The organism is Streptomyces sp. NBC_00523, assembly GCF_036346615.1.
Classification (GTDB): Bacteria; Actinomycetota; Actinomycetes; order Streptomycetales; family Streptomycetaceae; genus Streptomyces.
In genome coordinates this window covers 484,095-509,186 of the sequence record NZ_CP107836.1, presented here as the reverse complement: position 1 = coordinate 509,186, position 25,092 = coordinate 484,095, and the positions used below count along the sequence as shown (strand labels likewise).

General features: G+C 75.0%; 6 protein-coding genes. 4 read left to right on the top strand and 2 right to left on the bottom strand.

The window, feature by feature from the left end; translation table 11 throughout:
• The first annotated feature begins 135 nt into the window (after positions 1-135).
• Entirely contained in the window at positions 136-663 is a 528-nt protein-coding gene (locus OHS17_RS02400; RefSeq protein WP_330310828.1) for a hypothetical protein, read from the top strand.
• 72 nt (positions 664-735) lie between these two features.
• Here the strand turns inward: OHS17_RS02400 and OHS17_RS02395 are convergent, their stop codons facing one another.
• Both OHS17_RS02395 and thpR read right to left on the bottom strand, forming a co-directional pair.
• Entirely contained in the window at positions 736-1,296 is a 561-nt protein-coding gene (locus tag OHS17_RS02395; protein ID WP_161210982.1) for a hemerythrin domain-containing protein, read from the bottom strand.
• A 138-nt stretch (positions 1,297-1,434) separates the two neighbouring features.
• Positions 1,435-2,064: an RNA 2',3'-cyclic phosphodiesterase gene (gene thpR, locus OHS17_RS02390; RefSeq protein WP_330310827.1), complete on the bottom strand. Its 630-nt coding sequence runs from the start codon at positions 2,062-2,064 to the stop codon at positions 1,435-1,437.
• A gap of 558 nt (positions 2,065-2,622) precedes the next feature.
• On the opposite strand from thpR, the gene OHS17_RS02385 reads away from it, so the two are divergent.
• The 3 genes from OHS17_RS02385 (at position 2,623) to OHS17_RS02375 (ending at position 25,085) form a co-directional block, all read left to right on the top strand.
• Positions 2,623-2,841: an MbtH family protein gene (locus OHS17_RS02385; protein ID WP_018102966.1), complete on the top strand. Its 219-nt coding sequence runs from the start codon at positions 2,623-2,625 to the stop codon at positions 2,839-2,841.
• 438 nt (positions 2,842-3,279) lie between these two features.
• Positions 3,280-17,547 carry an amino acid adenylation domain-containing protein gene (locus OHS17_RS02380; protein WP_330310826.1) on the top strand — a complete coding sequence of 4,756 codons (14,268 nt, stop codon included), beginning with the start codon at positions 3,280-3,282 and terminating at the stop codon, positions 17,545-17,547.
• Complete coding sequence (locus OHS17_RS02375) at positions 17,544-25,085, top strand: amino acid adenylation domain-containing protein (protein ID WP_330310825.1); 7,542 nt, start codon at positions 17,544-17,546, stop codon at positions 25,083-25,085. The genes OHS17_RS02380 and OHS17_RS02375 overlap by 4 nt, the downstream gene beginning before the upstream one ends.
• Positions 25,086-25,092: the final 7 nt, after the last annotated feature.

The window sequence follows — 25,092 nt, the reverse complement described above, 5'->3', positions numbered from 1 at the left end:
TCTCCCAATCGTTCAGGACCTGGGGTGTCGCCGGTCATGACGCACACCACGGCCGGAAGGTGCTCTGCGTCATACGGGGGCCGGGGAGGGGCGCAGTACGCTGCACGGCGATCCAGCACCCGAGGGGACGCCCCGATGCCCGCAGACCTTGCCCCGCTCATCGCCGCCACCACCCAGTGGCTGACGCGCGCGTTCCCTGCCGGCGGGGGCCCGCTCATCGCCGCCCTGGCCGAGGCGCAGGCCCGCCAGGCCGTCACGGTCGCCACCTGGCTCCGCTACCCGACCGACCTGGACGCCGCCCTCGTGGTCCTGACCGGCCCCGGCGGATCCGCCCGCCTGGACGAGGTCACCGGTGGCCACGGCCGGGCGGCGGCCGGTCCGGCGGACGTGGCCTGGCGCAGCTGGGTGGACGAGGTCGTCGCCAGCTGGGCCGCGCATCTGCTCACCGCGCCCGACGCGGCGCAGGAGGCGGTGAAGGCGCTCGAAGAGACCGAGCACGGGGTGACAGGACCCGCCGAGTTCCGCCGCCTGACCGCGCCCAGCGCGCACGACCTGGCCGCCACCGCACTGCTGCGCCACCCCGACCTGCTGGAGCCGATAGCCCGCCTCCACCACGCGGACCTGCTCGACCGACTGCGCCTCGGCCCGGCCCACGCCTGCTGAGACCCGGGGAGGCGTCGGGGAGCCGAGGGCGCCGGGAGCGGGGGGCGCCGGGAGCGGGGGGCGCCGGGGGCTTCAGCCCTTGCCGCGACCGCTCAGCAGGTCGCGGGCCCGGTCGACCAGACCGGCGCCGGGGCCCAGGATCTTGTTGCCGGGCGGGGTGTCGGGCATGGACGGGTGCGGACGCGTCGGCGCGGTCTTCTTCGCCGCGCGCACCTTCTCGCCCAGCTGGTCCAGGGTCTCCGGGGAGACGGCCGCCGCCAGGAGCGGGAAGAGCCGGTTCTCCTCGTCGCGCACATGCTTGGTCACTTCGAGCTTGAGCTGCGCCACCAGGTGGTCGAACTGCGGGTCGTCCGCCGGCAGCCCCTCCAGCTCCTTGAGGTGCTGCTCCACCCTGGCGTGGTCCTCCAGCTCCTCGTCGGCCATGTCGTCGCCGTCGTCCACGAACCGCCGGACCACCGGGTAGAGGTGCATCTCCTCCGCCACGGAATGCCGGACCAGCTCGATCGTCAGCTCGTCGGCGAGCTTCCTGCGCTGCTCGTCGCCGACCGGCTGAGCCTCGATCTGCGCGAACAGTTCGTCGACCTCGCGGTGGTCCGTGGTGAGCTCCGCGATCACGTTCCCGCCGTGTCCCATGAGTGCAACCCTCTCCGCTCGTGTGGTGCGCGCCCAAGTCAGGCTCACCGTTCCACAGCGGTACCCCCGAACCTCACCAACACACGGAGCCACGCCCCACTCCGGTCAGGCTGGCGTAACGGCCCGGCGGCCCCGCCCTCAGGGACGTGCGGGCGGCGCCGTGACCCCGGAAGCCGTGCCGAGCGGCCACGCCTCGATGTCGCGGTAACGGATCTGCCCGGGGCCGTTCCCCGCGTTGCTGCCGACCAGATGCAGGCGTGCGGCGGGCCACGGGCGGCCCCGGAACTCCGTCAGCAGCGCGGCGATCTCCCCGGCCGACGTGTGGTCGCCCCGGCGTACCCGGGCAAGCGTCAGATGAGGGCGCAGCGGCCGGGTCTCCAGGGCGATCCCGCAGTCGCGGACCACGGCCCGTACGCCGTCGGCGAGCCGGTGCAGTCCTTCGAGGTCGCCGGCGATCCCGCTCCACGCCACCCGCTCGTCGAACGTGCCGCCGCCGTGCAGCGCCAGGCGCGGAGCGGGGTGGGACGCGGCGAGGGCGGCGAGCGGCGGACGCAGCAGCGGAACGGTGTCCACCGGGAGCGCGCCCAGGAATGCCAGGGTGATGTGCCAGTCCTCCACCCGGTTCCACCGCACCTGCGGGTGCGTCGCGTAGGCGGGGCGCAGTACCCGGGCCAGCTCGTCCTTCGCCGGGTCGGGCGGAGCGAGGGCGATGAACACGCGCACGGTCGCGGGCGGGGTCTCTTCGGTCACCCGGCATTCGTATCGCATGCGGGGCCGGCCGCCCCCGCCGGGTGGGCGCCCGCGCCACGCCCCGGAACATGACGCAGGGTGAGAGGAATGGCCATTGATTTCGAATGGGGCGCGCACCCGGCGCACGGGAGCGCGATGTGTTCGGCGCGTGCCCGTGGATGAGGGGGTGTACGCCGGCGGTTATCCGAATGTGCGCGGGTCGTATTTAGTGAAATGCGCACAATCGGGACATCGGGTGGCTGAAAATTTCCGGGGGAGCGGGCCTGGCATATGTCTCCGGCCGGCCTTCCCGCACGTCGCGGCCGTACGGGCTGATAAGTAATGGGCCGAATTCGACTCTTGGGCTGTCGGCGGTCCTCTATGGTGATTGGCGTGAACGGGCGAAGCCGGATGACCGGCCGGCCATCGGCATCACGCCGGTATCCCGAGGCGTAACGTATCTCCGGTCCATGTGGCCGGACTTGCGCGCCGGGGACGGGTGGCCCGGTGGCGGGGGAGCGGTGAATCCGTGCGGCAGGCCCGCATATATCTGAAGAACATGCGGTGGCATGTGGGAAAACAAGTGGGGGGACAGTCGTGACCAATCCTTTCGATGACGAGTCGGGCCGGTTCGTGACGCTGGTGAACGGCGAGGGGCAGTATTCGCTGTGGCCGGCGCACATCGAGGTTCCGGGCGGCTGGAGCGTCGGCGGCCCGGAGGGTTCGCGACAGGAGTGTCTCGACGCCATCGAGGCCACGTGGACGGACATGCGGCCCGCCGGCCTGGTCCGGGCGATGGAGGCCGACGCCGGGTAGCGCGGCGCGCGGGCCTGCGCGCCGCCCCGGTCCGTAGGCCGCGCGCGATCCATTCGATCGCTGTCGTTCCCATCCGGGCAAAGTCGATCAGTCCCGGCTTGTAATCGATCACGCTCCGGCGGGAAATGTTCATATCGCCGCCACGCGGCTTTATTTCCCTCATCGATGGACTGCAGTGACGGACTGCATTGATGGACTGCGTCGATGGACCGCATTGATGGGCCGCGCATCGGCCTGTCCTCGATAAGCGCAGAAAACCGAGCCCGCTCCCGGTTTTCGGAACGGGAAGCCGGTCCCGTGGTGCCCGATGCCCGGGGCCGGTGACCTTCTCCCCGCTATTACCCGCCCGTTGTCGGCCATGGACGCCGCACCGGCACGGCCGGCTTCGTCCTGCCCTTTTCGTCCCCCCGAAAGCTCTCCCCGAAGGTGTGTCCCGGCATGCGCGAAAACGGCTCTGTCTCCCCGGAATCCGCTCCCGAAGAGTTCTTCGGGACGACCGCAGCCCAGCAGGGCGTCTGGTACGGGCAACTCGTCGACCCCGACAGCCCGAAATACAACGTCGGTGAATGCTTCGAGATCCGGGGCGACCTGGACGAAGCACTATTCGCCGCCGCCGTCGACCGGGCCTGCGAGCTGTGCGACAGCCTCAACCTCGAGTTCGTCACGGAGGGCGACACCCTCCTCCAGCGCGTCGTCCGCGAACCCGGGGCCCGCCGGCTCCGGATCGTGGACGTGTCCGGGGCCGCCGACCCCGCCGCCGAGGTCGAGCGCTACCTGGCGACGGACATGGCCACGCCCGACACCCTGCACCGCCCCCGCCACCACATGGCCCTGCTCCGGGCCGGCGCCGGGCTGTCCTACTGGTACGTCCGCTTCCACCACATAGCCGTCGACGGCCTCGGCGGCGCCGTCTTCACCCGCGTTGTGGCCGACCTCTACGGGCGCGCGGTGAAGGGCGAAGACCTCGCGGAGGTCACGCTGCCCGCCGCGCCCCTGCGCGACCTCGTCGCCGACGAGACGGCCCACCGCGAATCCGGCCGCCACGACGCCGACCGCGCCTACTGGACCGCCAAGTTCGCGGACCCGGCCCCCGATGCCACCGGGGACGACGACGCGCACAGCGGCCGGACCCTCATCCCCCGCCGCGCCGACCTCCCCGAAACGACGGGCGACGCACCGGCCGCCCCCGGCCTGCGGCTGCACAACGGCGAGTCCCTGTCCGCCGAAGTCTTCGAGGACCTGCGCGGGCTCGCCGCCGCCCACCGCACCACGTGGAGCGCCGTCCTCGTCGCCGCCGTCGCCGCCTACACCGCCCGGGTCACCGGCACCCGCGAGGTCACCGTGGGCCTCGCCTCCAACGGCCGGCACGGCGGGCTGCGGCACATCGTCGGCATGACCTCCAACATCCTGCCGCTGCGCCTGACGCCCACCGCCACCATGTCCGTCGGCGAACTCGTCCGCGAGGCCGCGGCCGAGATGCGCGGCGCCCTGCGCCACCGCCGCTTCTCGCGCGAACAGCTCGCCCGCGAACTGAACACGGGCGACGACCCGTCCCGCCTCACCGGCATCGTCGTCAACATCATGGGCTACGACTACGACCGGGACTTCGCCGGAATCCCCGCGCCCTCCCGGGTGCTGTCGGTCGGCCCGGTGGACGACCTCTCCCTCTTCGTCTCCGAACGGGCCGAGGGCAAGGGGCCGTTGATCGGGTTCGACGCCCGCCCCGACCTCTACCACCCCGAGGACGTCCGGCTGCACGAGCAGGCCGTCGTGTCCTTCGTCTCCGCCCTGGCCGCCGCCGACCCCGGCCTGCCCCTGCGCGACCTGCCGCTCGTGGACGAATCCACCGCCCCCGCCCTGCGCGCCCAGGGACGCGGCACCGCACTGCCCCAGCGGGCCGTCGCGCGGACCCTGCCGGAGGCGTTCCGCGACCAGGCGCGCCGCACCCCGGACGCCCCGGCCGTCGTGGACGGGGCGCACACCCTCTCGTACCGGCAGCTCGACCGGGCGGCCGACGACCTGGCGAGCGCGCTGACCGGCTGGGGCGTCGGCGCCGAGGACGGCGTCGGGGTGCTTCTCGGGCGCTCGGCCGCCGTGCCCGCGGCCACCCTCGCGACCGTCGCCTCGGGCGCCGCCTACGTCCCGATGGACGCGGCCTGGCCCGCCGAACGGCTCGGCCGTGTCGCCGAGTCGGCCCGCGTCCGCGCCCTGATCGCCGACGAGCGGACCGCCCGCGAACCCTGGGTCCGCGAGGCCGCCGCCCGGCTGCCGCTCCTCGTCGTGGACGCGAGCGGCCGGGTGCTCGACGGTGCGCCGGAACGGCCCGGAGCGCTGCCCCGGATCAGCAGACCCGACCGGCTCGCGTACGTCATGTTCACCTCCGGCTCCACCGGGCTGCCCAAGGGCGTCGGCGTCACCCACGCCGACGTGCTGGCCCTCGCCGCCGACAGCGCCTGGACCGACGGGGTGTCCGACGCCGTCCTCATGCACTCCGCGTACGTCTTCGACGCCTCCACCTTCGAGCTCTGGGCGCCGCTCCTGAACGGCGGCCGGGTGGTCGTCGCCCCCGGCGGCGTCCTGGAGGCGAGCGCCGTCCGCGAGACGGTGGAACGGCACGGCGTCACCGCGTTGTTCCTCACGACCGCCCTGTTCAACGTGATGGCCGAGGCGGACCCCGCCGTCTTCGCCGGACTGCGCCTGGTCGCCACCGGTGGCGAGGCCGCCACCCCCGACCTCATGCAACGCGTCGCCGCCGCCTCGCCCCGCACGCGCGTCCTGCACGTGTACGGCCCCACGGAGACCACCACCTTCGCCACCCGGCACCCCGTCACCGCCGACACCCCCGGCGTGCCGCCCATCGGCCGCCCGCTGGACGGGATGGGCCTGTACGTCCTCGACGGCACCCTGGACCTGGTGCCGCCCGGCGTGGTGGGGGAGCTGTACGTGAGCGGGCACGGCGTGGCCCGCGGCTACCTGGGCCGCGCCGCGCTCACCGCCACGCGCTTCACCGCCGACCCCTACGGTCCGCCCGGCAGCCGGATGTACCGCACCGGCGACCTCGTGCGCTGGACCGCCGCGGGGGACATCGAGTACGTCGGGCGCGCCGACGGCCAGGTCAAGCTGCGCGGCTTCCGCATCGAACCGGCCGAGACCGAGCACGCCCTGCTCACCGACCCGGAGGTGCGCGGCGCCTGCGTCATGGTCCGCGAGGACACCCCCGGCGACCCCAGGCTCGTCGCCTATGTGGTGCCCGCCCCCGGAGCCCGCGCCGACACCGCCGCGCTGGCCCGCCGCGTCGGGCGCACGCTCCCCGCGTACATGGTGCCGTCCGCCTTCGTCGTCCTCGACGCCCTGCCCCTCAACCCCAACGGCAAGGTCGACCGCCGCGCCCTGCCCGCACCCCGGACCGTCACCGGCACCGGCCGGGCGCCGCGCACCGCGTACGAGGAGGTGCTCGCCGGGCTGTTCGCGGACGTGCTGGGCGTGAGCGCGGTCGGGGTGGACGACAGCTTCTTCGCCCTCGGCGGCCACTCCCTGCTCGCCACCCGGCTCACCGGCCGGGTCAGGGCCGCCCTCGGCGTCGAACTCGCCCTCGCCACCCTCTTCGACCACCCCACGGTCGCCTCCCTGGCCGCCGCCCTGGACACCGCGGGCGCCGCCCGCCCCGTCCTCGTACCGCAGCCCCGGCCCGAGGTGCTGCCGCTGTCCTTCGCGCAGCAGCGCCTCTGGTTCCTCAACCGGTCCGAGGCGCCCGGCGACACCTACAACGTCCCGCTCGTCCTGGAACTCGACGGACCCCTCGACGCCGGGGCACTGCGCGGCGCCCTGGCCGATGTGGCCGTCCGGCACGAGAGCCTGCGCACCGTGTTCGCCGAGCACGACGGCGTCCCCCGCCAGCGGATCACCGACGCGGACGCCGCCGCGTCGCTCGTCCCCCTCACCGTCGAACACCCCCCGGCCGACGGGGACACCGACGCCTGGGAGGAGGAGACGGTACGCCGCCTGAGCACCGCCCCCTTCGACCTGAGCCGGGACCCCGCCGTCCGCGCCCACCTGCTCCGGCACGGGCCCGCCCGGCACGTCCTGGTCCTCGTCCTGCACCACATCGTCGCCGACGGCTGGTCCCTCGCCCCGCTCTGCCGCGACCTCTCCGCCGCCTACCTGGCCAGGACCGAGGGCACGGGCACCCCGGACTGGGCGCCGCTGCGCGTGCAGTACGCCGACTACACCCTCTGGCAGCACCGACTGCTCGGCGACGACGGCGACCCGGACAGCCTCGCCGCCCGGCAGACCGCCTTCTGGCAGGAGGCGCTGCGCGGCGCCCCCGGACTGCTCGACCTGCCCCTCGACCGGCCGCGCCCCGCCGTGCCCAGCCACCGGGGCGCCTCCGTCCCCTTCGACCTCCCCGCCCCGGCGCACGCCGCGCTCGTCCGGCTCGCCCGCACCGCCGGATGCACGCCGTTCATGGTGCTCCAGGCGGCCCTCGCCGTGACGCTCGGCGCCCACGGCGCGGGCAGCGACATCCCGCTCGGCACCGCGGTCGCCGGGCGCACCGACGAGGTGCTCGACGAGCTGGTCGGCTTCTTCGTCAACACCGTCGTCCTGCGCACCGACCTCTCCGGCGACCCGGCGTTCCGCGAACTCCTCGACCGGGTCAAGCGGTCCGACATCGCCGCCTTCGGCCACAGCGACCTGCCCTTCGAGCGGATCGTGGAGGCCGTCAACCCGGAACGCTCCGGCGACCACCACCCCCTCTTCCAGACGATGCTGGTCCTCCAGAACCAGGACCGGGCCGAACCGGAGCTGCCCGGCATCACCGTCCGCGACCGCTCCCGGCATCACGGCGGCAGCAAGTTCGACCTCACCTTCTCGCTGACCGAGACCACCGGAGGCCCGGACGCCGAGGAGGCCGCCGGGGGCATCGGTGGCTACCTGGAGTACGCCACCGACCTCTTCGACGCCGCCACCGCCCGCGCCCTCTGCGCCCGCTTTTCCCGCGTCCTCACCCAGGCCGTCACCGACCCCGGCCGCCCCATCGGCGACCTGGACCCCCTGACCCCGGCCGAGCTCGACGGCCTCCTCGCCCGGGGACACGGCGCGCCCCGGCCCCTGCCGGTGCGCACCGCCCCCGAAGCGGTCCGGGAACACGCCCTGCGTACGCCGGAAGCCGTCGCCGTGCGCGACGCGCACACGCACCTCACGTACGCGGAGCTCGACGCCCGGGCCGACGCCCTCGCCCACGCGCTGCGCGAGCGCGGTGCGGGCCCGGAGACCAGGGTCGCCATCGCCGCGCCGCCGTCCGTGCACACCGTCACCGCCATGCTGGCCGTGCTGCGGTCCGGCGCCGCGTACCTGCCGGTCGACCCCGCCTACCCGCACGCCCGCATCCGCCACATGCTGGACGACGCGCGCCCCGTCCTCGTCCTCACCGCCGGGGACGTGCCCACCGGCGACATCCCCCGGCTCGCCGTCGACGCCCCGCTCCGGCCCGCCCCCCCGCTCCCGTACACACCGCGCCCGGCGGACCCCGCGTACGTCATCTACACCTCCGGGTCCACCGGCCGCCCCAAGGGCGTGGTCGTCACCCATGGCGCGCTGGCCAACCACATGGCCTGGATGGCGGGATATCTGACGGTCACTCAGGAGGACCGGGTCCTCGCGAGGACGTCCACCAGCTTCGACGCCTCCGTGTGGGAGGTGTGGCTCCCGCTGATGCACGGCGCCGAGGTGTGCGTACTGCCGTCCGGAGCCAACACCGAGCCGGAGGTACTGGTCTCCTGGATGAGCCGGTTCCGCGTCACCGTCGCCCAGTTCGTGCCCTCGCACCTCGCGCTCGTCCTGTCCGAGGCGTCCGGCGCCGCGCCCCTGCCGGGGCTGCGCGCCGTCCTGTGCGGCGGCGAACCCCTGCCGCGCGCCCTCGCCGAGGAGACGGCCGCGCTGTGGCGTACGGAGGTCCACAACCTGTACGGCCCGACCGAGGCCACCATCGACGCGACCGCCCACCGCGTCCCCGCCACACCGGACAGCCCGTACGAGGCGGTGCCGATCGGCGGGCCCGTCGACACCATGCGCGCCTACGTCCTGGACCACCGGCTGAGGCCCGTCCCGCCCGGGGTCACCGGGGAGCTCTACCTCTCGGGCCCCAACCTCGCCCGCGGCTACCTGAACCGGCCCGGGCTGACCGCCGCCCGCTTCGTCGCCGATCCCATCGCCGGTGCCGGCGCCCGCATGTACCGCACCGGCGACCTCGTCCGGTGGAACGCGGCCGGGCTCCTCGACTACGTGTCCCGCGCCGACGACCAGGTCAAGCTGCGCGGCTTCCGCATCGAACCCGGCGAGATCGAGGCCGCCCTGCTCAGCCACCCCGGGGTCACCGCCGCCTGCGCCGTGATCCGGGAGGACGCGCCGGGGGAGCGCCGCCTCGTCGCCTACGCCGTCACCACGGACGCGGGGCCCCGCCCGGCCGCCCTGCGCGACGCCCTCGCGGAGGCGCTGCCGCACTACATGGTGCCCGCAGCGGTCGTCGCCCTGGACGAACTGCCGCTGCTGCCCAACGGCAAGACGGACCGGCGCGCCCTGCCCCGCCCCGACGAGGAGGCCGCGCACCCCGCCGAGGGCTCCGGCGCGCTCAGCCCCCGCGAGGACCTGCTCGCCGGGATCTTCGCCGAGGTGCTGGGCCGCCCCGGCGTCGGACGGGACGACAGCTTCTTCGACCTGGGCGGGCACTCGCTCCTCGCGATGCGCGTCGTCAGCCGGGTCCGCACGGTCCTCGGCGCCGACCTCGCCGTACGCACCCTCTTCGAGCACCCGACCGTCGCCGGGCTCGCCCGGGCCCTGGACACCCGGGGGCAGTCCCGCCCGCCGGTGCGCCCCGTGGCCGAGCGGCCCGACCCGCTGCCCCTGTCGTACGCGCAGCAGCGGCTCTGGTTCCTGAACCGGCTCGACGGGCTCAGCTCCTCGTACCACATCCCGCTGGTGCTCGACCTCGACGGGCCGCTGGACACCGACGCGCTGCGCTCCGCCCTGCTGGACGTCATGGAGCGGCACGAGGCGCTGCGCACGGTCTTCCCCGAGCGGGACGGCGTGCCGCACCAGTTGGTGCTGCCCGCCGAGGTCGCCGCGCCCCGGCTGCCCGTCGAGAGCACGGCACCGGCCTGGCTGGAGGCGGCCGTCGCGGACGCCGTGGGCGAGCCGTTCGACGTGGCCGCCGACCCGCCGCTGCGGGCCAGGCTGCTGCGCACCGCGCCCGGCCACCACGTGCTCGTGCTGGTCCTGCACCACATCGCGGGCGACGGCTGGTCCCTCGCCCCGCTCGCCCGCCACCTGGGCGACGCCTACCGGGCCCGCCTCGCCGGGCGGGAGCCCGAGGCCGGAAACGGGATCCAGTACGCGGACTACACTCTGTGGCAGCACACCGTCCTGGGCGAACCGGACACCCCCGGAAGCGTCCTGCGCGAGCAGTTGGACCACTGGCACACCGCGCTCGCCGGACTGCCCGGGCTCGTCGACCTGCCGCTCGACCGCCCGCGCCCGGTCACCACCGACCCCTCGGGGGCCGTCCACGCCTTCGACGTACCGCCCGCGCTGCACGCCGGACTCCTGCGCGTGGCACGGGAGTCGGGCGCCACGCTGTTCATGGTGCTCCAGGCGGCCGTGGCCACCCTGCTGCACCGGCACGGCGCGGGCGACGACATCCCGCTCGGCACACCCGTCGCGGGCCGCACGGACGAGGCGCTGGAGGAGCTGGTCGGGTTCTTCGTCAACACCCTCGTCCTGCGCACCGATCTGTCCGGCGCCCCCACCTTCGGTGAACTCCTCGGGCGGGTGCGGGAGTTCGACCTTGCCGCGTACGCCCACCAGGACGTGCCCTTCGAGCGGCTGGTCGAGAGCGTCAACCCGGTCCGGGCCCGCAACCACCACCCCCTGTTCCAGACCATGCTGGTCCTCCAGAACCAGGACGCCGTACGCCCCGAACTGCCGGGGCTCGACGTCGAGGACCGGCTCGTCCACAACGGCCTGAGCAAGTTCGACCTCACTTTCGCCTTCGGGGAGGAGCGGGCCGGGGGCGGGCTCACCGCCGGGATCGAGTACGCCACCGCTCTCTTCGACCGCGTCACCGTCGAGGCCCTGGCGGCGCGTCTGCTGCGGCTTCTGGAACAGGTGGCGGCCGACCCGGCCCGGCCCCTCGCGGACTACGACCTGCTGACACCGGACGAGCGGACCCGCACCGCCCAATGGGGCACCGGCCGCGAACTGCCCGCCCCCGCACCGGACACCACCCTGCCCGCGCTCTTCGCCGCGCAGGCCCGCCGCACCCCGGACGCCGTGGCCGTGACCGGTGACGGCGCCACCCTCACGTACACCGCACTCGACACCGTCTCCTCGGAACTGGCCGGCGCCCTCGCCGCGCTCGGCGCGGGCCCGGAGACCGGCGTCGGCGTGCTGCTCTCCCGGTCACCGGCCGTCGTCACCGCATCGCTCGGCGCGGTGCGGGCCGCCGCCGCGTACGTCCCGATGGACGCGCGCTGGCCCCGGGAACGGCTCGACCAGGTCGCCGACGTGGCGGACGTGCGGGTCCTCGTGGTGGACGAGGCGGCCGCCTCGTCCGCCTGGGTGACCGAGACCGCCCGCCGCATCCCGGTCCTCGTCGTGGACCGGACCGGCCGCGTCCTGCGCGGCGCGCCCCCGGCACCCGGCGAGCCCGTCCCCGTACCGGGCCCGGACGCGCTCGCGTACGTCATGTTCACCTCCGGCTCGACCGGGCTGCCCAAGGGCGTCGGCGTCAGCCACGCCGACGTCGCGGCGCTGGCCGAGGACGCCGCCTGGCACGGCGGCGCGGCCGACGCGGTCCTCATGCACTCGGCGTACGTCTTCGACGCGTCCACCTTCGAGATGTGGGCGCCCCTCCTGGGCGGCGGCACGGTCGTCGTCGCACCGGACGGCGTCCTGGAGACCGGGACGCTGCGCGACGCCGTCCGCGAACACGGCGTCACCGCCGTCTTCCTGACGACTGCTCTGCTCAACGTGATCGCGGACACCGACCCCGGCGCCTTCGCCGGACTCCGCCTCGTCTGCGCGGGCGGCGAACTCGCCTCGCCCGACGCCATGCAGCGGGTCGCGGGCGCCGCGCCCGGTGTCCGCGTCCTGCACGTGTACGGCCCCACCGAGACCACCACCTTCGCCACCCGCTGCGACGTGGCCGCCGACCTCCCGGCGGGCCCGCCGCCCATCGGCCGGCCCCTGGACGGCATGCGGCTGTACGTGCTCGACGGCTCACTCGGCCCCGTCCCGGCGGGCGTCACGGGCGAGCTGTACCTCGCGGGGCGCGGCGTCGCCCGGGGCTACACCGGCCTGCCCGCCCTGACCGCCACCCGGTTCGTCGCCGACCCCTTCGACCCGGACGGCGGGCGCATGTACCGCACCGGCGACCTCGTGAAATGGACCCCGGACGGGCAGATCGCCTACGTCTCCCGCGCCGACAGCCAGGTCAAGCTGCGCGGCTACCGCATCGAACCCGGCGAGATCGAATCCGTCCTCGCCTGCTGCGAAGGGGTCGCCGACTCCTTCACCGTCGTACGCGAGGACATCCCCGGAGACCGGCGCCTCGTCGCGTACGTGGTACCCGCCGGGGCCGCCCGCCCCGACCCCGCCGACCTCGCCGAGGCCGTCGCCCGGTCCCTGCCCGCCTACATGGTGCCCTCCGCGTTCGTCCTGGTGGACGCCCTGCCGCTGACCGTCAACGGCAAGGTGGACCGGCGCGCCCTGCCCGCGCCCGAACAGCACGTCGCACCCCGCGGGCGCGCCGCCCGCACCGTGCGCGAGGAGATCGTCTGCGGGCTCTTCGCCGACGTCCTCGGCCTCCCGGCCGTGGGTGCCGACGACGACTTCTTCGCCCTGGGCGGCCACTCCCTGCTCGCCACCCGGCTCGTCGCCCGCATCCGGACCGCGCTCGCCGCCGAGATCCAGGTCAAGGCGGTCTTCGAGCACCCCACGCCCGCCGGGCTCGCCGCCGCCCTCGACGGTGCCGAGACCGCCGCCCCGCCGCTGACACGCACCCCGCACCGGCCGGACCCGCTGCCGCTGTCCTTCGCGCAGCAGCGGCTGTGGTTCCTCAACCGGTTCGAGGGCCCCAGCCCCACCTACAACGTGCCGCTGGTGCTGCGCCTGGAAGGACCGCTCGACGCCCCGGCGCTGGAACGCGCCCTCATGGACGTCGTGGAACGGCACGAGAGCCTGCGCACCGTCTTCCCCGAGACCGGCGGCGTGCCGCGTCAGCTCGTCCTCGCCGCCGACCACGCCGACCTGGACCTGACCCCCCGGCAGATCCGCCCGGACGCCCTGGACGAGGCGCTGGCCGCCGAGGTGGCCCACGCCTTCGACGTCACCGCCGACCTGCCCGTAAGGGCCCGGCTGCTCGGCCTCGGCGCCGAGTCCCACGTCCTCGTCCTGCTCGTTCACCACATCGCGGGCGACGGCTGGTCGCTCGCCCCGCTGGCCCGGGACCTCGGCGACGCCTACCGAGGCCGCAGCCGGGGCGAGGCGCCCGGTCAACCGGAACTCCGCGTCCAGTACGCCGACTACACCCTCTGGCAGCGCACCCTCCTCGGCGACGAGAACGACGCCGACAGCCGGGCCGCCCGGCAGCTGGACTTCTGGCGCACCGCCCTGGCGGACAGCCCCGGACTGCTCGCGCTGCCCCTGGACCGGCCGCGCCCCGCCGTCCTCACCTACCGGGGCGACGCCTTCGCGTTCCCCGTGGACGCCGACACGCACCGGGCGCTCGCCGAGCTGGCCCGCGCCCGGGGATGCAGCCTGTTCATGGTGCTCCAGGCGGCCCTGTCCGTCCTGCTCTTCCGGCACGGGGCCGGCGAGGACATCCCCCTCGGCACCGCCGTCGCCGGACGCACCGACGAGGCCCTGGACGATCTGGTGGGCTTCTTCGTCAACACCCTCGTCCTGCGCGCCGACCTGACCGGCGACCCCACCTTCACCGAAGTGCTGGACCGGGTCCGGGCGTTCGACCTGGCCGCCTACGCCCACCAGGACCTGCCGTTCGAACGGCTGGTGGACGCCCTCGCCCCGGCCCGGGCACAGGACCACCACCCGCTCTTCCAGACCATGATCGTCCTCCAGAACCAGGCGGACACCGTGCTCGGCCTCGACGGCCTCACCGTGACCGGGCAGCCCGTGCGAACCGGGATCAGCAAGTTCGACCTCACCTTCACCTTCACGGAGACCCGCGACGGGGCGGGCCGCCCCACCGGGCTCGACGGGAACCTGGAGTTCTCCACCGACCTCTTCGACCCCGCCACCGCGCACGCCCTGGCCGCGCGCCTGACCCGGCTGCTCGCCTCGCTCGCCGCCGACCCCGACGGACGCGTCCGCACCGCCGCGTTCCTGGACGCGGCCGAGCGCGCCGAGCTGGACCGGGCCGCCCCGGGCCCCGTCCGCCCGGTCCACGCCCGGACCGCCCCCGAGGCGTTCCGCGCCCAGGCCGCCCGGACCCCCGGACGGATCGCGGTCCGGGCCGGTTCCCGGCAGCTCACCTTCGCCGAACTGGACGCCCGCTCCGACGACCTGGCCCACCACCTCCACGACCGGGGCGTCGGCCGCGGCGACCTCGTCGCGCTCGCCGCCGAAGGCACCGCCGACCGGGTCGTCGCGATGCTGGCCGTCGCCAAGGCCGGGGCCGCCTGCCTGCCCGTCGACCTGGACTACCCCGAGGCCCGCGTCACCCACATGCTGGACGACGCCCGCCCCGCCCTGTTCCTGGCCCACGACGCGGCGCGGGCCGCCCGGTTCACGGCCGTGCCCCGCCTCGCGCTCGGCGACCCGTCCGCCTGGCCGGGCGGACGCGGAGCGCCACCTGCCGCCGCGGCGCCCGGCCCCGACGACGCCGCGTACGTCATCTACACCTCCGGCTCCACCGGCCGGCCCAAGGGCGTCGTCGTCACCCATGGGGCGCTCACCAACCACATGGCCTGGATGGCCGGCCACTTCGGCCTCACCGACGACGACCGCGTCCTCGCCCGCACCTCGCCCAGCTTCGACGCCTCGGTGTGGGAGACCTGGCTGCCCCTGCTGCACGGCGGCGCCACCTGCCCCGTACCGGCCGCGCTCAATCACGACCCGGCCGGGCTGCTGGCCCGGATGCGCGAGGAGGGCGTCACCCTCGCCCAGTTCGTGCCCTCCCACCTCGCGCTCCTGCTCACCGAGACCGGGGCCGAGGCGGCGCCCCCGGCGCTGCGGGCCGTCGCGTGCGGCGGCGAGCCCCTGAACCGCGCCCTGGCGGCCCGGGCCGCCAAGGCCTGGACGGCCGAGGTCCACAACCTCTACGGCCCGACCGAGACCACCATCGACGCCACCGCCCACCACGTCACCGCCGGGGGAGAAGAGGGCGGCGTCCCGCTCGGCCGCCCCGTCGACAACACCCGCGCCTACGTCCTGGACGCCGCCCTCCAGCCCGTACCGGCCGGAGTCACCGGCGAACTCCACATCGCCGGTGACGGCCTCGCCCGCGGCTACCTCCACCGCCCCGGGCTCACCGCCACCCGCTTCGTCCCCGACCCCTTCGGCCCGGCCGGCAGCCGCATGTACCGCACCGGCGACCTGGTCCGGCGCGACGCCGACGGACTCCTGCACTACGTCTCCCGCGCCGACGACCAGGTCAAGCTCAACGGCTTCCGCGTCGAGCTCGGCGAGATCGAGGCCGCCCTCACCGCCGTCGACGGCATCACCGCCGCCTGCGCCCTCGTCCGCGAGGACCGGCCCGGCGAACGGCGCCTGGTCGCGTACACCGTGGGCGCCCGCCCCACCGACGGCGCACTGCGTACCCGGCTCGGCACGGAGCTGCCGCCGTACATGGTGCCCGCCGCCTTCGTGGCCCTGGAGGCGCTGCCGCTGCTGCCCAACGGCAAGACGGACCGCGCGGCGCTCCCCGCGCCGGAGCGCCCGGACACCGCCCGGCCGGGCCGGGAGCCGCGCACCGCGCCCGAACGCGTCCTGTGCGAGGCGTTCGCCTCCGTACTGCGCGCCCCCGCCGTCCGTACCGACGACGACTTCTTCGCACTCGGCGGCGACAGCATCCTCTCCATCCAGCTCGTCAGCCGCGTCCGCGAAGCCGGGCTCGCCGTCACCCCCCGGGACGTCTTCGTCCACCGCACCCCCGAGGCCATCGCGGCCGTCGCCGCACCGCTGGACGACGCCACCGGCGAACCGGACGGGCACGGCACCGGCACCATGGAACCGACCCCCATCGCCGCCTGGTTCCTCGAACGCCCCGGCACCACCGACGGCTACAACCAGTCCGGAGTGCTGAGCACCCCCGCCGGGGCCCGCGAGGACACCCTCGTCGCCGCGCTCCAGCTCCTCGCCGACCACCACGACATGCTCCGCCTGCGCGTCACCCGCACCGCCGGGGGCGCCCCCGTACTCGAAGCGCTGCCGCCCGGCGCCGTCACGGCCCGGCGCCGCTTCACCCGCGTCGACATCGCCGGACTCGACGCCGACGCCGCCCGGGCCGCGCTCACCGAAGCGGGCGAACGGGCCCGCAGGCGCCTGCGGCCCTCCGCCGGAGCCGTCTTCGAAGCCGTCTGGGGCGACGCCGGACCCGGTGCGCGCGGCCGGCTGCTCCTCGTCGTGCACCACCTGTCCGTCGACGCGGTCTCCTGGCGCATCCTCGCCGACGACCTCGCCCACGCCTGGCAGGCGGTCACCGGCACGGCAGCCGAGCTGCCCGCCACCACCACCTCGTACCGGCGCTGGTCCCAGCTCCTCGCCGAACAGGCCCGCACCCCGGCCCGCACCGGCGAACTGCCCCTGTGGGAGGAGGCGCTGAGGACCCCCGACCCCCAGCTCGGATACCGGCCGCTCGACCCCTTCCTGGACACCGCCGACGGCACCCGCACCCTCACCACCCACCTGCCCGCCACCTGGACGAAGCCCCTGCTCAGCACCGTCCCCGGCGCCTTCCGCGCCGGAGTCGACGACATCCTGCTCACCGCGCTCGCCCTCGCCGTCAGCAGCTGGCGGGGCCGCCCGGAGACCGCCGTCCTGCTCGACCTGGAGAGCCACGGCCGGGAACAGATCGCCGACCACATCGACCTGTCCCGCACGGTCGGCTGGTTCACCAGCCTCTACCCCGTCCGGGTCGACCCGGGCCCGCTGGACGCCCGCGACCCGGCACGCTTCGGTGCCTCGCTCGTTGAGCGTGCAGTGAAGCGCGTCAAGGAACAGTTGCGCGCCGTCCCCGACCACGGTGTCGGCCACGGCATGCTGCGCCATCTCAACCCGGCCACCGGCCCCCGCCTGGCCGCCCCCGCACCCCAGATCGGCTTCAACTACCTGGGGCGGTACGCGGCCCCCGGCCAGACGGCGGACGGCGACTGGGAGGTCCTGCTCGACGCCGGCGGGCCCCGCAGCCAGGACCCCGACATGCCCGTGCACCACGTCCTCGACATCAACGCGCACACCGAGGACCGGCCGGAAGGCCCCCGCCTGGTGGCCCGCTGGACCTGGCCCAGCGACCTGCTGAAGGAGGAGGACGTGGGCGCACTCGCCGAGGCGTTCCACCGCGCCCTGCGCGCCGTCGCGGAACACGCCGAACAGCCCGGAGCAGGCGGCTGGACGCCGTCCGACCTTCCCCTGGTCTCGCTCAACCAGAACCAGATCGACCGACTGCAGAACAAGTGGGGTGGACGCAAGTGAACGGGTTCCAACTGGAGGACGTACTCCCGCTGACGCCGCTGCAGGCCGGGATGTACTTCCACGCCCTGTACGACGCGCACGCCGTGGACGTCTACACCGCGCAGTTCGTCTTCGACCTCGAAGGACCCGTCGACGTCGCGACGCTGCGCGCCGCCGTCGCCGGACTGCTCCGCCGCCACGCCAACCTGCGCGTCGGCTTCCTCCACGAGGACCTGGACGAGCCCGTGCAAGCGGTCGCGGCCGAGGTCCCCGTGCCCCTGGAGGAACTGGACCTGACGGGCGCCGACGAGGTGCCCGACCGGCTCACCGCCTTCCTCGCCGCCGACCGCACCCGCCGCTTCGACCTGGCCACCCCGCCCCTGATGCGGTTCACCCTGGTACGGACCGCGCCGGACCGGCACCGCCTGGTCATGACGAGCCATCACATCCTGTTCGACGGCTGGTCCCTGCCCCTGCTCGTACGGGAGCTCTTCGAGCTGTACGCGGCCGGTGGCGACGACAGCGCACTGCCGCGCGTCACCCCGTACCGTGCCTACCTCGTCTGGCTCTCCCAGCAGGACCGCGCCGCCGCCCTCGACACCTGGTCCGCCGCGCTCGCCGGAATCGAGGCGCCGACCCTCCTCGCGGAGCGGGACGGCCCCGACGGCGCCGCAGAACTGCCCGAGACGCTCGTCCTCGACCTGGACGCGGCCGTGACGTCCCGGCTGCGCGAGACGGCCCGCGCCCACCGCCTCACCCTCAACACCCTGGTCCAGGGCGCCTGGGGCCTGCTGCTCGGCCACCTCACCGGGCGGTCCGACGTGGTGTTCGGCACCACCGTGTCCGGGCGCCCGCCGGAGATCCCCGGCGTCGAGTCCATGGTCGGCCTCTTCATCAACACCGTGCCCGTACGCACCGGACCCGCGCCCGCCGAGACCCTCGCCGAATACCTGACCCGGCTCCAGGCCGAACAGGGCCGCCTCCTCGACAGCCAGCACGTGGGCCTCAGCGACATCCGGGGCGTCACCCATCTGGACGAACTCTTCGACACCCTCGTCGTGTTCGAGAACTACCCGATGGACGCCGAGGCCCTGCGCACCGCCCAGCGCGGACTGCCCGGCCTCGCCGTCACCGGCTTCAGCGGCACCGACGCCGCCCACTACCCCCTCACCCTCACCGTCGCCCCCGGCGACACTCTGAGGATCACCTTCGGCTACCGGGCCGCCGTGCTCGACCGCCAGGAGGTGGCCGAGACCGTCTCCCGCATGCGGCAGCTCCTGACGGCCATGGCCCAGGACCTCGGGAGCCGCGCCGACACCGCGCCCTTCCTCCTCGACGGCGAACGCGAGGAGCTGATCGCCCGTGGCACCGGCGCCGCACTCCCCGACGGCACCACGGCCCTCAGCGTCCCGGAGGCCATCGCCGCCCGCGCCGCCCGCCACCCGGACACGGTGGCCGTCTCCGGCGCGGGCGAGCAGCTGACGTACGCCCGGCTGACCGGGCTCGCGAACCGGCTCGCCGCCGACCTGACCGGGCTCGGGACCGGGCCCGAGGACGGCGTCGGCATCCTCGTCGCCCGCTCGGCCGCCACCGTCACCGCCTCACTGGCCACCCTGCGCGCGGGCGGGGCCTACGTGCCGCTCGACCCCCGCTGGCCCACCGAACGGCTCAACCGGGTCACCGACGTCGTCCCCCTGCGCGTCCTCGTCGTGGACGAGACGACCGCCACGCTGCCCTGGGTCCGCCAACTCGGCCCGGACACCGCCCTCCTGACCGTCGACCGGGCCGGCCGCGTCCTCACCGGCGGCCCCGCCACCCCCGGCCCGCTCCCCGCCGCACCGGGCGGCGACCGGCTCGCGTACGTCATGTTCACCTCGGGGTCCACCGGACTGCCCAAGGGCGTCGGCGTCAGCCACGGCGACATCGCCGCGCTGGCCGCCCACCACGGCTGGGACGACGCCGCCGACGCCGTCCTGCTGCACTCCGCGTACGTCTTCGACGCCTCGACCTTCGAGCTCTGGGCCCCGCTCCTGCGCGGCGGACGCGTCGTCGTCGCCCCGGACGGCCCGCTCCAGCCCGACATCCTGCGCGACCTGGTGACCCGGCACGGCGTCACCGCCGCCTTCCTCACGACCGCCCTCTTCAACGTGCTGGCCGAGACCGACCCCGGCTGCCTCGGCCAACTGCGCCTGGTCGCCGCCGGCGGCGAGGCCGCCGCGCCCGGGGTCATGCAGCGCATCGCCGCCGCCCACCCCGGCACGACCGTCCTGCACGTGTACGGCCCCACCGAGACCACCACCTTCGCCACCGCACACCACGTCGGCCCCGACCACACCCCGGGCGGTGCCCCGCCCATCGGCCACCCGCTCGACGGCATGCGCGCCTACGTCCTCGACGCCGCCCTGAGCCCCGTGCCGCCCGGCGCCGAGGGCGAGCTCCACCTCGCGGGCCCCGGCGTCGCCCGCGGCTACCTCGGCCGGGCCGCCCTCACCGCGACCCGCTTCGTCGCCGACCCCTTCGCGGGCGACGGGACCCGCATGTACCGCACCGGCGACCTGGTGCGCCAGGACGCCGACGGCACCGTGCGCTACGTGGCCCGGGCCGACCAGCAGATCAAGCTGCGCGGCCACCGCATCGAACCCGCCGAGATCGAAACGGTCCTGCGCGACCACCCGGCGGTACGCGCCGCCTGCGTCCTCGTACGCGAGGACCTGCCCGGCGACCGCACCCTCACCGCCTACGTCGTCCTCGCGCCCGGCGAGACCCCCGACCCCGGACTGCTCGCCGCCCACGTCGGCCGGCTGCTGCCCGCGTACATGGTCCCGGCCGTCATCCAGCCGCTGGACGTCCTGCCCCTGACCCCCAACGGCAAGGTCGACCGCAACGCCCTGCCCGCGCCCACCGTGCCGCGTACGGCGGCGGGGCGCGCCCCGCGCAGCGCCATGGAGGAGATCCTGGCCGGGCTGTTCGCCGATGTGCTCGGCGTGGACCGGGTCGGCACCGACGACAGCTTCTTCGCGCTGGGCGGCCACTCCCTGCTCGCCACCCGCCTCGTCGGCCGCATCCGCACCGCCCTGCACACCGAGACCGACATCCGCACCCTGTTCGAGCACCCCACCGTGGCCGCCCTGGCCACCGCCCTGGAAGGCGCGGAGGGCGGCACCCGCCCCCCGCTGGTCCCGCAGCCGCGCCCCGCCGAACTCCCGCTCTCGTACGCCCAGCAGCGGCTGTGGTTCCTGCACCGGCTCGACGGGCCCTCCGCCACGTACAACATCCCGCTCGCCGTCCGCATCGACGGACCGCTCGACCCCGACGCCCTGTGCACCGCCGTCGCCGACCTCATCGCACGGCACACCGCCCTGCGCACCGTCTTCCCCGAGGGCGAGGACGGGCCGTGCCAGCAGATCACCGCACCCGGCGACGTCGTCATCCCGTTCGCCATGGAGAGCGCCGAGGAGGCGAAGCTGCGCCACCGCGTCGCCGCGGCCACCGCCGAGGCCATCGACATCGAACGCAGCCTGCCGCTGCGCGCGACCCTGCTCCGCCTGGCGCCGGACGCCCACGTCCTGGTGCTCGTCGTCCATCACATCGCGGCCGACGGCACCTCACTGCCGCCCCTCGCCCACGACCTGGGCCTCGCCTACCGCGCCCGCGCCCGGGGCGAGGAACCCAACTGGGCCCCGCTGCCCGTCGACTACGCGGACCACACCCTCTGGCAGCGCGACCTGCTCGGCGACGAGAAGGACCCCGACAGCCTCGTCTGCCGGCAGCTCTCCCACTGGCGGCACGCGCTGGACGGGCTGCCCGAGGCGATCGAACTGCCCTGGGACCGGCCGCGCCCCGCCACCTCCCGGCACACCGGCGCCACCCTCGGCTTCTCCGTGGACCGCGCCACCACCCGCCATGTCACGGAGCTCGCCCGCTCCTGCGGCTCCAGCGCCTTCATGGTCCTCCAGGCCGCCCTGGCCACCGTCCTGTCCCGGCACGGCGGCGGCGAGGACATCCCCCTGGGCACGGCCGTCGCCGGACGCACCGACGAGGCCGCGAACGGTCTCGTCGGCTTCTTCGTCAACACCCTCGTCCTGCGTACCGATCTCTCCGGCGACCCCACGTTCCGCGAACTCCTCGGCCGCGTCCGCGCGTTCGACCTCGCCGCCTACGCCCACCAGGACGTGCCCTTCGAGCGGCTGGTCGAACTCCTCAACCCCGCACGCGCCCAGAGCCACCACCCGCTCTTCCAGACCATGCTGGTCCTCCAGAACCAGGCGGCCGCCGCCATCGACCTGCCCGGCCTCACCGTCACCGGGGTGCCCGCCGAGGCGGAGGTCAGCAAGTTCGACCTGTCGTTCGCGCTCACCGAGACCTACGACGACACCGGCGCCCTCGACGGGATGCGGGGCACCGTCGACTACGCCACCGAACTCTTCGACGCCCCCACCGTCCAGGGCCTCACCGACCGCCTCGTCCGGCTCCTGGCCGCCGTCACCGCCGACCCGGACCGCCCCCTGCACGCGTACGACCTGCTCACCCCCGCCGAGCACAGCCGCCTCACCGCCCTCGGCACCGGGCCCGCCGACGACCTGCCCGCCACGACGGTCCCCGCGCTCTTCGACGAGTGGGCCCGTCGCACCCCCGCCGCCCCGGCCGTCCGCGACGCGCGGACCACCCTCACCTACGGCGAACTCGACGCCCGAGCGACCGCGTTGGCCGGTCACCTCGCCGCGCTCGGGGTGGGCCCGGAGGACCGGGTGGCCGTCGCGCTGCCCCGGACGTCCGAGCTCGTGGTGGCCCTGCTCGCCGTCCTCAAGGCGGGCGCCGCCTATCTGCCGCTGGACCCGGACTACCCGGCCCAGCGCCTGTCGTACATGCTGGACGACGCGCGACCCCGGCTGCTCCTCACCACCCCGGAACTCCACCGCCGCCTGCCCGAGAACCCGGTGCCGCACCTGTACACCGACGACCTCGGCGCGAGCGGCACGGCCCCCGCGCCCGCCCGCGTCGACCCGGCCAACCCGGCGTACGTCATCTACACCTCGGGCTCCACCGGCCGCCCCAAGGGCGTCGTCGTCACGCACCGGGGTGTCCGCGCCATGGCCAGGACCCAGAGCGAGCGGCTGCGCGTCGGACCGGGCAGCCGGGTGCTGCACATGGCGTCGGTCAGCTTCGACGCCGCGTTCTGGGAGCTGTGCATGGGGCTGCTCACCGGCGCCTGCCTGGAGATCGACACCCGCGCCGCCCTGCTGCCGGGACCGGCCCTCGCCGGCCTGGTCCGGGACCGGGGCGTCACCCACCTCACCATCCCGCCCGCCGCCCTCGCCGTGATGCCCCCGGACTCCCTGCCCACCGGCCTCACCATGGCGCTCGCCGGAGAGGCGTGCCCGCCCGCCCTCGTCCACGCCTGGGCCAAGGACCGCTTCCTCGTCAACGCCTACGGCCCGACGGAGACCACCGTCTGCGCCACCATGAGCGGCTTCCAGCACGCGGAAGGCCCCCTCGCCCCCGACCGCACCGTCCCCATCGGCGCCCCCGTGAACGGCACCCGCATCCACGTCCTGGACGACCGGCTGACCCGGGTGCCGCCCGGCGTCACCGGCGAGCTGTACGTCGCGGGGGAGGGCGTCGCACGCGGCTACCTCGGCCGCCCCGGGCTCACCGCCGGCCGCTTCGTCGCCGACCCCTTCGACCGCGAGGGCGGCCGGATGTACCGCACCGGGGACCTGGTCCGGTGGACGCCCGACGGCCGCCTCCTCTACGTCTCCCGCGTGGACGATCAGGTCAAGCTGCGCGGCTTCCGCATCGAACTCGGCGAGATCGAGGCCGCGCTCGGCTCGCACCCCGGGGTCGCCGCCGCCTGTGTCACCGTCCGCGAGGACCGCCCCGGCGACCGGCGCCTCGTCGCCTACACCGTGGCCGCCGACGGCGAAGCCGCCCCCGGCTGGGCCGAACTGCGCGCCCACCTCGCCGCCACCCTGCCCGAACACATGGTGCCCGCCGCCCACGTCCGGCTCGACGCCTTCCCCGTGACGCCCAACGGCAAGACCGACCGGCGCGCGCTGCCCGCCCCGGAGAGCCCGGCGGCGGCCGGCGGGCGTGCCCCGCGCACCGCCCGTGAACGGGAACTCTGCGAGGTGTTCGCGCAGACCCTCGGCGTGCCCGAGGTCGGCGTCACCGACGACTTCTTCGCGCTGGGCGGCCACTCCCTGCTCGCCGTCACCCTGGCCCGCCGGATCGGCGAACGCTGCGGCGTACGGCCCTCCCTGCGCGCCCTGTTCGCGACGCCCACCGTCGAAGGCGTCGACCGGCTGCTCGGCCGGGCGCCGGGGGAGGAGGAGCAGGCGGAAGCGGCGGCCCCGGACTTCGCCGCCGAGGTGCGGCTCGCGTCCGACATCACCGCCGAGCGCCGCAGCACAGCCGAGTGCGGGGGCCCCAGGGAGCGCCGTCCCGCACGCCCCTCCGCGCGGCCCTTGCTCACGGGCGCCTCGGGCTTCCTGGGCGCGTTCCTGCTGCGCGACCTCATCGAGGCCACGGACGGCCCGGTCGACTGCCTCGTCCGGGCCGTGAGCCCCGACAGCGCGGCCCAGCGGATCCGGGCCAACCTGGAGCACTACGGCCTGTGGCAGTCCCGGTACGCCGACCTGATCCACCCCGTCCCCGGCGACCTCGCGGCCCCCGGCCTCGGCCTCGACCCCGCCGAACGGGCCGCCCTCGCCCGGCGCCTGGGGCCCGTGCTGCACAACGGGGCACGCGTCAACTTCGCCGCCCCGTACGGTGATCTGCGCGCGCCCAACGTGGGCGGCACCGAGGAGCTGCTGCGGCTCCTCGCGGACTCCGGCTCGCCCGGCCTGCACTACGTCTCCACCACAGGTGTGTACGCCCCGTCGCGCGGGACGGACCCCGCACCGCTCACCGAGTCGTCCCCGACCGGTCCGGCGGAGGGTCTGCCCGATGGGTACGCGCAGAGCAAGTGGGTCGCCGAGCAACTGGTGGGCCTCGCCCGCGAGCGCGGCCTCCCGGTGACCGTCCACCGCCCGGGACGCATCAGCGGCGACACCGCGACCGGCGCCTGCCAGGACCGGGACCTGCTCTGGCAGCTCATCAAGGGCTGCCTCCAGGCCGGAGCGCTGCCCGATCTGGCGCACGGCACGACCGACTGGGTGCCGGTGGACTACGTCAGCGCCGCCGTGGCGGCCCTCAGCACGGCCGAGGGACCCGGGGTACCGGCGTACCACTACACCAACCCGGACGCGCCGGGCCTGGACCGCGTCTTCGAGGCGGCGGCCCGCCTCGGATACGAGCTGCGCCCCGTGACCCCCGAGGAGTGGCGGGCCTGCGTGGCCGAACACCCGGACAACGCGGCGCAGTTGTTCCTCGGCGACGACGGTGGGTCCGGCGAGGACGAGGCGGACCACCGCCGCTTCGACTCCGGCTGCACGGCCCGGGCGGCAGCGGAGGCGGGTGTGCGCCAACCGCCCCTCACCGACGAGGTTCTGACGCGCTATCTGACGTACTTCCAGGTCACAGGCTTCCTGCCGGCCCCCGGAGCGCTCCCGGGGACGTAAACGATCA